This is a genomic window from Siphonobacter sp. SORGH_AS_1065, from assembly GCF_030818595.1.
In the GTDB taxonomy this organism is placed as follows: Bacteria; Bacteroidota; Bacteroidia; order Cytophagales; family Spirosomataceae; genus Siphonobacter.
Genome location: NZ_JAUTAM010000004.1, coordinates 1 through 11,923 on the forward strand (window position 1 = coordinate 1; position 11,923 = coordinate 11,923).

Annotated in this window: 14 protein-coding genes; 1 reads left to right on the top strand and 13 read right to left on the bottom strand. The window is 41.1% G+C overall.

All coding sequences use genetic code 11. The annotated features are described in order from the left end of the window. The first annotated feature begins 311 nt into the window (after positions 1-311). Entirely contained in the window at positions 312-1,439 is a 1,128-nt protein-coding gene (locus QE390_RS00795; RefSeq protein WP_307140694.1) for a phage integrase SAM-like domain-containing protein, read from the top strand. Positions 1,440-1,598: 159 nt separating this feature from the next. On the opposite strand, the gene QE390_RS00800 is transcribed toward QE390_RS00795, so the two are convergent. The 13 genes from QE390_RS00800 to QE390_RS00860 all read right to left on the bottom strand — a co-directional run bounded on the left by QE390_RS00800 (position 1,599) and on the right by QE390_RS00860 (position 11,874). After that, positions 1,599-2,615 (bottom strand): putative phage abortive infection protein, encoded by a 1,017-nt coding sequence (locus QE390_RS00800; protein ID WP_307140695.1) that lies wholly within the window; start codon positions 2,613-2,615, stop codon positions 1,599-1,601. 59 nt (positions 2,616-2,674) lie between these two features. Beyond that, positions 2,675-3,226 (bottom strand): hypothetical protein, encoded by a 552-nt coding sequence (locus QE390_RS00805; protein ID WP_307140696.1) that lies wholly within the window; start codon positions 3,224-3,226, stop codon positions 2,675-2,677. Continuing rightward, positions 3,223-4,191, bottom strand: a complete 969-nt coding sequence (locus QE390_RS00810) for a restriction endonuclease PLD domain-containing protein (RefSeq protein ID WP_307140697.1) — start codon at positions 4,189-4,191, stop codon at positions 3,223-3,225. The genes QE390_RS00805 and QE390_RS00810 overlap by 4 nt, the downstream gene beginning before the upstream one ends. After that, positions 4,188-5,297 carry a DNA cytosine methyltransferase gene (locus QE390_RS00815; protein WP_307140698.1) on the bottom strand — a complete coding sequence of 370 codons (1,110 nt, stop codon included), beginning with the start codon at positions 5,295-5,297 and terminating at the stop codon, positions 4,188-4,190. The genes QE390_RS00810 and QE390_RS00815 overlap by 4 nt, the downstream gene beginning before the upstream one ends. Before the next feature lie 501 nt (positions 5,298-5,798). Then, entirely contained in the window at positions 5,799-7,280 is a 1,482-nt protein-coding gene (locus QE390_RS00820; RefSeq protein WP_307140699.1) for a terminase large subunit domain-containing protein, read from the bottom strand. Between the two features lies 1 nt (position 7,281). Then, a complete protein-coding gene (locus QE390_RS00825) occupies positions 7,282-7,854 on the bottom strand; it encodes a hypothetical protein (RefSeq protein WP_307140700.1) in 573 nt (190 codons plus the stop codon). After that, positions 7,841-8,218, bottom strand: coding sequence for a hypothetical protein (locus tag QE390_RS00830; protein ID WP_307140701.1), 378 nt, complete (start codon positions 8,216-8,218; stop codon positions 7,841-7,843). The genes QE390_RS00825 and QE390_RS00830 overlap by 14 nt, the downstream gene beginning before the upstream one ends. A 74-nt stretch (positions 8,219-8,292) precedes the next feature. Next, positions 8,293-8,574: a hypothetical protein gene (locus tag QE390_RS00835; protein ID WP_307140702.1), complete on the bottom strand. Its 282-nt coding sequence runs from the start codon at positions 8,572-8,574 to the stop codon at positions 8,293-8,295. A 4-nt stretch (positions 8,575-8,578) separates the two neighbouring features. Beyond that, a complete protein-coding gene (locus QE390_RS00840; protein WP_307140703.1) occupies positions 8,579-8,788 on the bottom strand; it encodes a hypothetical protein in 210 nt (69 codons plus the stop codon). Between the two features lie 56 nt (positions 8,789-8,844). After that, positions 8,845-9,555 (bottom strand): hypothetical protein, encoded by a 711-nt coding sequence (locus QE390_RS00845; protein WP_307140704.1) that lies wholly within the window; start codon positions 9,553-9,555, stop codon positions 8,845-8,847. Positions 9,556-9,641: 86 nt separating this feature from the next. Further along, positions 9,642-10,640, bottom strand: a complete 999-nt coding sequence (locus tag QE390_RS00850) for a hypothetical protein (protein WP_307140705.1) — start codon at positions 10,638-10,640, stop codon at positions 9,642-9,644. A gap of 98 nt (positions 10,641-10,738) precedes the next feature. After that, positions 10,739-11,164, bottom strand: coding sequence for a hypothetical protein (locus QE390_RS00855; RefSeq protein ID WP_307140706.1), 426 nt, complete (start codon positions 11,162-11,164; stop codon positions 10,739-10,741). 23 nt (positions 11,165-11,187) lie between these two features. Then, entirely contained in the window at positions 11,188-11,874 is a 687-nt protein-coding gene (locus tag QE390_RS00860) for a S49 family peptidase (RefSeq protein ID WP_307140707.1), read from the bottom strand. Positions 11,875-11,923 lie beyond the last annotated feature (49 nt).

Genomic DNA, 11,923 nt, shown 5'->3' on the forward strand with positions numbered 1-11,923 from the left:
CAACTTCATTGAAATGACCAAACCAGCCCAGAAAAGCTGGTTTTTTTTATGTCCCTACTGGTCTGATATTCAGATTTTAACCTGCTTACCGGACATTCTACTGGCACCCCGAAAGGCTCACTGGCACCCCCTTTGTGGTTTCACTGGCACCTTTTAAGTACTTTCTAATCCTTCTCTCTTATCAAACGTCATTACATTGTGAACGGCCTCGCCGGGCGTTCACAGGTATGAAGTATACACGCATGGAAATTTCCTTTTTCCGCCACACTTCAAAAACTCCCGGTTATTCAACCCTTTATTGCCAAATCTCTATGGATAACCACACCCTCGAAATCGGTACGACGGGCGTTAAAATTTTGTCTGAACATTGGAACGGCCATGCCGTCAGCAAACTAGACCCGCTGAGTCAATTTAAGAACGAAAAGCTACTGCTTCTGAGAACGAAGCTTACCGCCATCTTTAACGATTTATACCGGCAGGACAAGCCCTTTAATGTGCAGCACATTAAACACCTTTTCAAAAACCCTAAGAAGTCTTATACGTTCCTGTCTGCTTTTGACATCTGGCTAAAGGACGAAATGGGCCAAAATCCAAAGATTAAAAAGTCAACCCTTAAAACGTATGATAAGGTACGTAAGAAGCTAGTGGATTTTTTAATCAGTGAAAAGCAGTTACAGCTTCCTCTGGAGCTTTTCGACGTCCCCATGCTAAAGAAGTACCGGAGCTGGATGGAGCGGGTCAGAAAGCATAAGGATAGCTACGTACGAAAGCATTCCCAGGTCATTAAGCAGGTCAGCCGCTGGGCCGTTGGAGCTGGGCTTTCGGACGGTGATTTGCTGGCCGGTTTCCGGGTGAAAAATGAAGAAACAGAAGACCCGCTGCACCTTACGCCCGAACAATTTGAAGCCCTCAAAACCCACACGTTCCAAAATGAAGCACTCCAGCAGGTTGTCGATGTTTTTATAGTGTATTGCCGCACTGGTTTCCATTACCAGGATTTAAAAGATATGGCCCGCCTGGCTGAGTCCAGAGTGCATACGGGTATCGATAAAACGGACTGGATCACGCACCCACGTATTAAAACAGGATATAAGGCTAAACTGCCCGTATTCGAAGAAGTACGCCCGATCCTGGCGAAATATGGCGGCTGGGAGAACCTACCCATCAAATCTAATAAGACGATGAATGACTGGCTGAAAATTATGGCGGCAGAAATGAAGTTTCCAGAGCCGCTGGCCTCAAAAATCTCAGTTAAGATTGGAAGAAAAACGTTCACAGATTGGGCCATGAACGAGTTAGGGATGACTAAAGACGCCATTGCCGTCATGCTGGGCCGAAAAACAACGCGGGGACTGGAGGTATACGGAAAGCCAGACGAACGCCGCGTAGCTTTGGAATTAGGCCGTGTAAAACCTAAAGAATATCAGACTATTAAATAATAACTCACCACTATAAACAAGTCCCGGAAGGCCATTAAAAGGCGACCAAAAAGATTTAAATTTGTTGGTCGCCTTCCGGCTGGAGGTTGATACGTACTCTTATTACATTTTAGTAACTCTGAGAAAGTGCGAAAGGTTGGCAAACGCCAACCTTTCTTTTTATTTATCAGGTACTATATAAAAGTCAGCAAGAGGAACTGGTACATTCTTTAGGATTTTATATTTGTTAAGTAAATTAGTATCATTCAATTTCCACACATCATTAAAGATTGATATTGAGTTATAATATATAATTAAATGTTCATAAGCAGATAATTGAATATTTACAATATCTGCATAATTTTGTTTTTCAGTTATAATTTTTTCGTCTTGTTCATCTATATATTTAAATAAATAAGCAAGTTGTTTAGTATATAGTTCTAGAACTGAACTATATCCTTCAAATGGCAGGGAATCACAATGTAAAGCAATATTTGTATTTTCCTTAATTTTATAAAAAATAATATCTTCGCTAATATAGAAATCTTTTTTAATTGGTTTTTCACCAGCTAAAATAGGATAATATTCTTTTCTATTCCTCCAAGAACTTTTCATTGATTTTAATTCTTTTCTTAATATATCAGTAAAAGCATTTAGGTCTTTGTTTATATTGCTATCAACTAAAGAATCAGAATATATCCCAACTCCGTACATAAAAATACTATACACTACAGAATATAAATCTTCATTTTCAATTTCAATTAATTGGACTTGACGTATTCGATCAGCAATTTTATAAATAAATCTTAATTCTTTAAACATACTAGTAAAGACTTTTTTAGAAGCATTTTCTCTATTAAAACTTATTTCAGAAACATTTTCTCTATGGAATCTAAGTAGATCATAGAATCTATTCTCAAAATGATCTTTTTTAGTTAATACTTCTTGTTCATGTAATCTTTTTTCTTGCTGAACATTAAATGTATATTGTACCCAAAACGCACAAAATGTAAGTAATGCAACTGAGAGACCAATGAAAGGAGCTGTAGTTCCTCCAATTGTATCCCCTATTTGCCCCGTATTTGTAAAATCCATTCCTTTTATTATAGATTCATTTACAAGTACATAAGGCATAAAAAATGCACCTAACAAGAATACAGCCGATAAAATCAGAAATAGTTTAACCCACCAGTTCATATTTAGTTAATTATGCATATAAATTAAAGAGAGGTTAGTTTTAGCTAACCTCTCTTTAACTATTCAGGTAATATATTTTTCAAATCATCAACATTTGCAAAAATTTTCAATTCTTTGAACCCAGTAAAAGCCATCCTTGTACCTTTTACCATTGCTCCTGAATTTAATTCTTTTCGATTATTTTGTAAATTTTCCACAGTAGCTAATCCACAGATAGATACAACCCCAGTTTTCTTGTATATACAGAAAATTTCAGGAAATTCTATATTTTCATTTATTAGAACAGGGTATTCTCCAAAATTTATTGTGTTTATATTTACTAGCGTATTATCTATTTCAATTTTTGGAAGGTAATCTCGAATGGTCGCTTTTTTTTCCCAGTCAATAAACTCGATTTCTAATAACTTTTCTAAAGCAAGCTCGCAACTTAGTTGTTTTGCAAAACGTTCGTAAAAAAGAACACCTTCAAATCTGTCTCTCAACTGATTTAAATCTCTTAAATTCAAAAGCTTCAAAGCTGTTTGCTCTATCTTTTTCTTGTCAGAATATCCAATTTTTATAGTTTTAAATCTATCACTATAAACTTGAATTTCATCTAAAAACTGCTTCATTCTACTGAAAAATTCATGTAATAAGTTTCGTCGTCAATTTTATAGAAATCTACATCAGTACGACCATATCTAAGTAGATCTTGTCTCGTTACTAAAGCTCCATTTGGCAACCCAAGTCTATAACGAAAATACTCACCCATTAACGAATTATTAAGCGTAGTATGTATAGCTTTACCATTGTCTTGAGCCCTTACACATATTAACTCTTTTCCGTCATCTGTTAAGACCATGAACTGCTCAAATCTATCAGGAAAAAAACCTGAGTTTTGAACATCAACAGGAACTCTAATGTATGCCTGGTTTGGCTCTCTACCGTATTCTGGTCTTTGGCCCCAGTTTAAACCTGAACGTGTCGGCAAATTTCCGCTTCGGTCTAAAAAAGACAGAGTAATACTTTCTTTCTTATCTGAACCTGTATTAATCAAACTTCCTGGAGATACAGTACTTTTAATCGTCTGTATCTCATCAAAAATATTAATTACATTAGGGACCTCTCCAGACCTGCAATTAATTGTTTGTCCAATTAAAGAATTATAGTATTCTAAACAAGTACTAGCTCCTTCTTCGGATAATACTTCTCTTTGTGAAGTACTAAACGCATTTTGAGTATAATTGGCAGAGCCAACCCATCCTTGAATAGGAACACCATCTTTCAACCATGCATAAACCTTAGAATGTACGGCTGGACGATTAAAAATATAGTTGCATTCAAAATCATTATTAAATGCACCAGACTCTAATTTTTGAAAACCTAAATGTTGACTTTTTTGAATACCATCTTTAGGGCACATTCCAACAATGAGCTTTATAGCTATATCTTTTCTTAATGACGATCTAGTATACTCTAAATGTCTAGTCACCATTGTTGCCGTAGCGTAGCCACTGACTATATAAAGTTGATTAGCTCCTGCCCTAATGGGATCAATCAAAGCTCTTTCAAATAGGTTTTCAAAAATTAAACTCATACAAATTCTAATTCTTTATTGACAATTGGTGGACTAAATAAGTCTTTTTGGACAAACTGAATATTAGGTTTTACTGAATCATAAGAGATTCCAGCAAAGGTTTTTAATACTGCTTCAAAAATTACCTGCACGCCTTTAGCGGGAACCGCCATACCAATTTGTTTTCTCACGCTTTCTTTTGAACCACAAAAAAAGAAATCGTCTGGAAAAGTTTGTAAACGTGCTCTTTCTCTATTAGTTAAAGCTCTTGGCTCCTCCCAGTGATATATGTGAGTACCACCACCGCCACTACCTGTTACAGTGTACGCAGGTTTATTCGGATCAAGCCTTTTATAGATTTGAGAAATTTGTGCTCCTCGAACATTTAATTTTAGATGTTCAGGCAAATTAGCATTAAAAGCATTCTCACCAGCTTTAATGTGCTTCAATCTTTCTACAACAATACTTGATTGCTTTGTTAGTTCGTGATTATATGCATCAACTGAAATAGGTGGATTTTCAATTGCCTCACGAGATGTAACTATTTGACTGTTTTTTAAGACAGGAACCTTAAAATCAAATGGCAAATCGTTGCGAATTCCTATTATGATAACTCTATGCCGTGCTTGAGGAACACCATATTCCTCAAATTTATATAAATGAGGCGTTACTTTATATCCAACAGCGGTTAACTCTTCCAAAATAGTTTGAAAGGCATTTCCTTCGTTAGCACTCCTAATGCCACCAACGTTTTCAGCCAAAAACCATTTTGGTTTAAATCGTTGTAAGGTTTTCACTCCGTACGAATATAGGGGCCCATAAACTCCATCTATTCCTTTCTGCTCCCCTACTAAGCTAAAATCATTACAAGGAAACCCAAATGCTAATGCGTCAATATCAGACAACTTTGATATATCCAGCTTGCGAACATCTTTACAAATTACAGACTTTGAATCTTCAGGACAAATGTTTTTCGCGTAAGTCTCGCAAGTATCTTTATCATAATCATTTGCCCATGCATGGGAAATGTTAAATAACTCCCCATCAGATTCAATTTTTGCTTTTAAGGCACCTAACGCAATACCCCCTGGGCCACAGAACAATTCGCCGAGTCTAAAATTTGTCATCTGGTTATTTATTAATTTTAGACAAAAGTCGCCTTACAGTCTGTAAAATCCAAATAGTAAGCTATAACTTATTAAATAATAAATATAACTTTTAAACTAAAAGATTACTTTTTTTATTCATATCTGCTTTTAAGCTTTATTGCAGTAAGATTTCGAGTCAAAATATTACCTATTCTTTTACTTTATTAAAAATTTGCATTCATGATAGATAATTTCTTAATAAGATTCTGATTAACAATTAGTTACAAAAGTTGCACTGCTTTTTACTCAAAAAAAATATTATTGTGTTGATTATCAGCACATTAACTTAATAAAAATAAAAAAATAGTGAATTTTTCCCTCTTTTCCGCCCGCCCTATCACATTTTGGAAATTTCCATTTTTCATTTTCTCGAATAGCTGAAAATGGAAATGGCCCGGCGTCCCTCCCCCCTCGGTCGTCGCCGGATCGGGTCAGAGTCGCCGGGCCATCGGGTGGCCGGTCGTCGGTTCAGATTGGAAATTAAAAGAAATCTATTTCAAAGCCTGACTCACTGTAGGTAGCTCCTCCCATGCTGCACCATATCACATAGTAGTCTACCGTATCGCCCAGGTGCGTAGCGTTCTCCTGCTCCACGCTCAGCTTCTTCTCACTGCCTTTGTCCTTCGTGTAGTCGGCCTTGATCGGGGTGTAGGTCATGGAGACCAGGGCAGGCTTGAACTCGGTCGGGTGCATCCTTAGGTAGTACTCGTCTGCATCCTTCTCACTGAGTACCTTGTGCATGAGTAGGAACCGCTCGTAGTGTTCCATATTGTAAAGCAATGGGCAAAGGATAACCTCCCAGCCTTCACTCTCCAAAGCCTGAGCAAAGAGTTCATACATGGTCTTAGTTGCTCCGGGTGATTTGTTATTACCGTTACGGTCGCCGGTTACATAGATTTTCTTATTCCTATGCCCTTTATATACTTCAGCTACCTTATAGGCCAACGTCTCGACCATTGTCAGAGCTTCCCCTGTGTCTGGGTTATTCATAGGTTCCTTTACAAAGAGAGCTTTCTGACCTTTAATTAAACGTCCTTCTCGCTGGTAGATCGTCGATGAAGTAAATAAAACGTTGAAATCTCCGGAGGATTCCAAAGGTTTATCAGGATCGTACCAAAGTCCAGGCAGGCCGTCAATGTCAGAATGTTTGTCCCAGTCAAGAGCCGAATAATAGGATTTTGGAATGCTCGAAAGCCGCTTTCCTTCCACTTCCACCGAATACTCCAGAGCGGTGAGCTTGTCCTTTAAACTGGAAATAAACCCAGGCGGCAAAAACACTTCATTATCTTTCGTAATAACCTGGGTAAAGTGATACCGTTTAGGATCTTTTTTAGCCAGCTCTTCGTACTCATACATCCAGTCGCCCTGGCTACCGTACGGGGGCGAAGAAAAGAAAGCAAATAGCCAATGGAGATTGGATTGAAAGCGTCCCACATTCGCCCGGATACGGCCTAATAAGATTTTTAACCAGTCCTTTTTGAAACGTAGGGCTTCATCCATAACCACAAAATCATCATTGCGGCCCCGGTGGCTATCCGCGTCCATTTTATAGCCGCAAAGCTCGATAACAAAACCGTTCGCAAACGAAATGCAGTTGCTCCAGTCGTCCGGCTCTTCGTAGGGTAAATCAAAATCCTCTGGCGGTTTTTTCCAAAGCACATATTCTCCTTCGCCAGTCGCGGGTTTAAATTCGGTAATGTCCCACCGATCCCTCCAGCCAGCCCGCAGGCCCGGCGTTAAACTCCGCTTTGCCTGTGAAACGACTGGGCAGGCAAACTGCCCCTTTGCCCTGGGCAGCTCTTCTTTCATAGTCGCTAATAAATCGGACATAGCAATGGATTTTCCGGAACCGATCCCTCCCACCATTCCGGCCACTTTTCTGTCGTTTACATCCATTCCATACAAGACGGCCTCCAGAAAGTCGCCCTGTTTATCATTTACGGTTATTTCTAATTCTTCCATTTTACTTTTCCACGGTTACTTTAGCTTCCTGGGTAATTTCATCTTGAATTTGACCATTTACGATTTTGCTTTTTCGCTTAATGGTGACGGTGCTGGATTTCTTTTTCTGGCTTAAATCTTTGGTTTTTTCAACGTACGCCCCGTCGAGTTCGGCAGCTTCAGCCATTAAGGCCCGGTACGTTTTCATCAGCTCGGAGCCGCCCTTTCGGTCTTTTTCATCGAAAGCCGTTTTGGCTTCTTCGTAGGCCAGCCAGGCCGCCTCTCTAAAAATTTCAGCGTAGAGTAACTTGATACCGTCCGGATTGCGGGTTAATCGAATATCCGCGTACAAATCGTAAGCAATGGCTAAAACTTCCCTGGCTCGCCGCTCCTGAAGGCCGGTAGCGGGGTCTTTCCGGAGCAAGTCCAAAACCTGACTATCCGAATAGCCATTTTTGAGCCAACCCCTGGCAACGTTTACTTTGTCAAAGACAAGCTGCTGGGTTGGGGTTAGCTTTTCTTCGTAAAGCAAATGACGGCGGTAAACGTCGGTTTCCTCCGTGACTTTTTCTAAGTATTTATTATTTCCTCGCATATTTCGCGGCCACTATTTTTTCCTGTAATTCTCTTTTCAGAGCTTCCATTTTTTCAAGTTGAACTGTCCATTCCTGGGCCTTTTTGTGATTGGGGGTATCGTCTAGTTTCTTTCGGTATTTTGAAATATTGACGTTCAATTTTGAAAGGGTTACCTGCAACTCAGAAAGGCTTCCATCGGTAGAAACAGAGTCTGAAACGCTCGCCCTGGGAGCTTCTTCAGCGGGCAGCTCGCCGAATTTCTTCAGGTGCAGAATTTTCTTTTGTACTTCTTTCCAGTTATCCCTTTTTTCCAGAATTTTCTCAATAACTGGCTTTACTCCCTCCAGATCATCGGCCCGGAACGTGTGCAGCTCATTAGACAAAAGACCGGCCTCACGGTGCAGGAGTTTAGCCTGTTCCGTGAGCCGGTCTAGTAATTCAGGTTCAGAATTAGGCGTTACTTGGCTTTCTTCTTGCTTTTTTTTTCTTCGGTTTCCACTTCTTGCTCAACTTCAGGAACGGTAGGCTCTACCTGAGGCTTTTCACTATCTGGAGTAGTTTCTTCAGATTGAACAGGCTCCGTTTCTGAATTGTCGGTAGCTTTTACTGAAGTGTCTGCCAGAGCCTTTTCATACGCTTCTTTAGCGTTCTTGAGATTAAGCCCGGTTAACTCGGTACCGTGTGCATTATGGCACATTTCGGCAAATTGGTAATCAGATTTTAATTGCAGTAAATCCATAAAATTACTCAGGTTTGGGAGCTGTCACCTTTGCCGCTTTGGCAGTTACTTTTTCCTCGAAAAACAGGCCATAGCTGTCAGCATATTGTGCCATAATCAGCCGGGCTTCTTCGTCGGTTAACTGGTCAGCGGTCAAAGGTTTAGGTTCGCCTGAAATGAACAGGGTCACTTTTGCAGCCTCCGTTTTATTAATGATTTTGACGTTTTTAAGCATTTTGAAAAGGAAGGAAAACAGCTACGCCGCTTGGCAAAGGGGCGTAGCTGTAAGGGTTAAGCGGCAGGAGCCAGAGCTTCGACTGCAAACGTTGCCAGCGGCCCTAGGGGTACGGCGGGAACGGTAAAGCCTTCGTTTGATGCCTTGAAAGTAACTTTCTTTTGAGCGTTGCCTTTTACGGGGCTGGAGCCGGTCATTTCAAACATCATCGGTACGTACTTCTGACCCAGATACACCAGCGTATCATCATTACCCTGAATAATTACGTTCACCGGCGTTTCATAGAGTAAGGCCATGAGCTTTGCAATGTCCTTATCATAGCCTAATACGTCAAACTCCAGTGATTGCGTAAAACCTGCTCCGGGCTTCATTACGCTATCCCATTTGGTCGAATCGTACCAGGCTTCCAACTCAACGAATTTCTTACCGGCCAGCAAAGGAATAGGTGCGTTCCATTCGCCCGATTCCAGGATGTCAGCGTACTTTAAAAACTCTTTCTCCAGATACTCCGTAAGAACGATGTAGATACGCTTGTTACCTCCTAACTGTGGGTTTTGAGCCTTGCGTTTCAAACCCACAAGCGGCACGGTAAAAGCCATTCCGGAAAAGCCAGCCTCATAAAGAGAAACGCCGGTAATAAGCTGAAGGGCTACCGAACTGGCCGGCATAGCTAACGCACTGGCAAAAACGTTGCCCGTACCCACAAAGACCAGGGCGGCGGTCAAAAATGAGGCGATAACCAGACCTACTTTTTTAAGATTACTCATGTATGAAAAATTGAAAAATGGGGTAAAATCGTTTTAGAAAAGGGAGTGCAGGAAATCCCGCACTCCAGAGAATAAATAAGGGTAGATTAGTCTACGCGGTTATTTGAGAAAACGTACTTGCCGTAGCCGTAGTTAACGTCCGCTGAGAACATGATATTAACCTCGTAGCCCTTGATGCTTTCAATCATTTTCGCGTTAAAGTTCTTATAGTTCTCGTTGAACGTGAAGAACTTATTGCCGTCCAGCGTCAGCCAGATAAAGCGACTTACACCCAGACCAGGCTCAACTTTGATTTTGATATGGGGGTAGTTGTCGAGCGTTTTCGGTTGATCGTCCAGGGCAATCAGCATTTCCGATTTTTTACGACGTGACTCTTTGTAACTGTTGTACGTCGTAAGCGACATTTCGATGGTCATCGGGCGACCTACCAGTTCAGGGTATTGCTCAGTAAGCTTACCAATTTGGTTTACTTCATCATACGCATTTGTATCGAAGTCAGCCGCCGTACGGGTTGAATTAAAGACGTTACCAGTCTTGATGTCGCCGCCTGTAGCTCGGCCCTGGGCCAGCTTATAAACCAGGCCATTCATTACGAATAAAGCACCCTTTTTAGAGTTGTTACGGATAGCTCTATACGCAGAAGTTAACGCCAGGTCGTGACCTGCTTTTTCCAGAATTTTAGACAGGAAGAAAAGCGGCCAGGGGTTGGCTAATACTTCAGCCTGAGTTTTAAGCCCTTCGACGTATTTCAGATACGAACGGAAGAAACCTAAAATGTCCGAACGACGTAAAGACAAATCAATGTCGATGTCGTGGAATTCAGGCAGACGGGCTTTGAATTGAACGGCTCCTTCGGTGGGGTCGAATTCATCCTTTGCAGGCTGGAGAATATCCTGAATTTCCAGAGAAACCAGGGGCGTTTTCTCATCGCACTCGATCACATTAAAGTCCGTCCGGATTTTTTCAAAACCATCTATCAAAATGGTATTGAAAAGCATCGGATTCCGGCTGACCGTTTCTTTCAGTTCGGCAGGTAAGCCACTGAAATCTACCGAATTAATTAAAGGATTTGGAATTGAACTCATAAATTTAAAGTAATTGTATTAGGAAAAATGAGGGGAATTAAGAGCCTTACAGGTTCAGTTGCAGGCTCTTAAATTCATAGATTCTTGTATTAGGAAATTTACTTTTGAAAGCGAGACAAAGCGATGCCCATCGGACTGTCTGAAGCGAAAGCTGGAGCTTCCTGAGCATTACGTACAGAAGCATCTTCGTTAGGCAACGTGACCCCAGCGGCAACTTGGGCTTTGTGTTGACTTTTGAATTTGGTGTTTTCTGTCTTCAAGCTGGCATTCGTGTTCTGCAACTCTGTAACCTGAGCTCTCAGCTTGGTTAATTCGTCGTCTTCAGTAGCGTTTTCCGTATCCGGTTCGGCCAATGCTTCAGGGTTTTCCAGCCCTTGCTCCTTGCCTACGGCAACGGCTGCTTCAGCTTCATTTTCTAACTCAGCAATTTGTGCCTGGTCAATGTTGCTGTCATTCAGTACGCCGAAAAGTTTAGGGAAAAATTGAGCTAAATAGCTGCCTTTTTGTTTGGGTTTTGTACTCATAAATTAGTGCATAGGGGAATTTATTATTTAGCCAGCTCCAGCACTCGCTGGACTGCATTGCCTAGCGTACCCTTAGCATCAGCCAGCCCCAGGTTGATGCCTTCGGTTGCTGAATAAACATTCCCTGTTAAAGCCTCTTTAGAGACAATTTTGCCACCACGCCCCTTGCGAAGACTTGAAACGAACTCTTTTTGACTAGAGTCCAGCCGCTGCTGAATCTGAGCTTTAGTCTCTTCTTTTAAGGGTTCGTAAGGATTTTGAGATAATTTGTCAGGCGATCCTGTCGCCCGGAAGATGGTTACTTCCTCGCCTGTGAGTTCGGCCTTTTTCTGCAAGTTGGTGTGGTAGCACATCGTACCTACGGAACCAATCAACGTTGAAGATTGATCTTCAAGCCAGATTTCATTGCACCCTGATAACGCCCATAAACCTGCTGAAGCCACAAACGCGGAATGTCCAACGATTGGCTTTTTAAAGTTATAAATCGCGTCAAAAAGTGCTTTGGTTGAGTCAACGGTTCCCCCAGGCGTAAACGCATCAATTACGATACCTTTAATACTTGGCTCTCGGTCTGCTCTAGTGATTAGTGAAGTTAGGAAAGCATTACCGTAGGCGTTGTACCAAGATGAATAGCGAGACATCGGCCCTTTTAACGGTAGAATTACCACGCCTTGCTCATCGGGAACCCGGTAAAAATCCAGATAAGCCATTTGTAAGTCATAGGCAGCTTTTTCCTGTGAGAAAGTCGGTACCTCGTAC

Coding starts and splice junctions, on each gene's coding strand:
- QE390_RS00795 (WP_307140694.1), top strand. CDS start 312: ATGGATAACCACACCCTCGAAATCGGTACGACGGGCGTTAAAATTTTG.
- QE390_RS00800 (WP_307140695.1), bottom strand. CDS start 2,615: ATGAACTGGTGGGTTAAACTATTTCTGATTTTATCGGCTGTATTCTTG.
- QE390_RS00805 (WP_307140696.1), bottom strand. CDS start 3,226: ATGAAGCAGTTTTTAGATGAAATTCAAGTTTATAGTGATAGATTTAAA.
- QE390_RS00810 (WP_307140697.1), bottom strand. CDS start 4,191: ATGAGTTTAATTTTTGAAAACCTATTTGAAAGAGCTTTGATTGATCCC.
- QE390_RS00815 (WP_307140698.1), bottom strand. CDS start 5,297: ATGACAAATTTTAGACTCGGCGAATTGTTCTGTGGCCCAGGGGGTATT.
- QE390_RS00820 (WP_307140699.1), bottom strand. CDS start 7,280: ATGGAAGAATTAGAAATAACCGTAAATGATAAACAGGGCGACTTTCTG.
- QE390_RS00825 (WP_307140700.1), bottom strand. CDS start 7,854: ATGCGAGGAAATAATAAATACTTAGAAAAAGTCACGGAGGAAACCGAC.
- QE390_RS00835 (WP_307140702.1), bottom strand. CDS start 8,574: ATGGATTTACTGCAATTAAAATCTGATTACCAATTTGCCGAAATGTGC.
- QE390_RS00840 (WP_307140703.1), bottom strand. CDS start 8,788: ATGCTTAAAAACGTCAAAATCATTAATAAAACGGAGGCTGCAAAAGTG.
- QE390_RS00845 (WP_307140704.1), bottom strand. CDS start 9,555: ATGAGTAATCTTAAAAAAGTAGGTCTGGTTATCGCCTCATTTTTGACC.
- QE390_RS00850 (WP_307140705.1), bottom strand. CDS start 10,640: ATGAGTTCAATTCCAAATCCTTTAATTAATTCGGTAGATTTCAGTGGC.
- QE390_RS00855 (WP_307140706.1), bottom strand. CDS start 11,164: ATGAGTACAAAACCCAAACAAAAAGGCAGCTATTTAGCTCAATTTTTC.
- QE390_RS00860 (WP_307140707.1), bottom strand. CDS start 11,874: ATGGCTTATCTGGATTTTTACCGGGTTCCCGATGAGCAAGGCGTGGTA.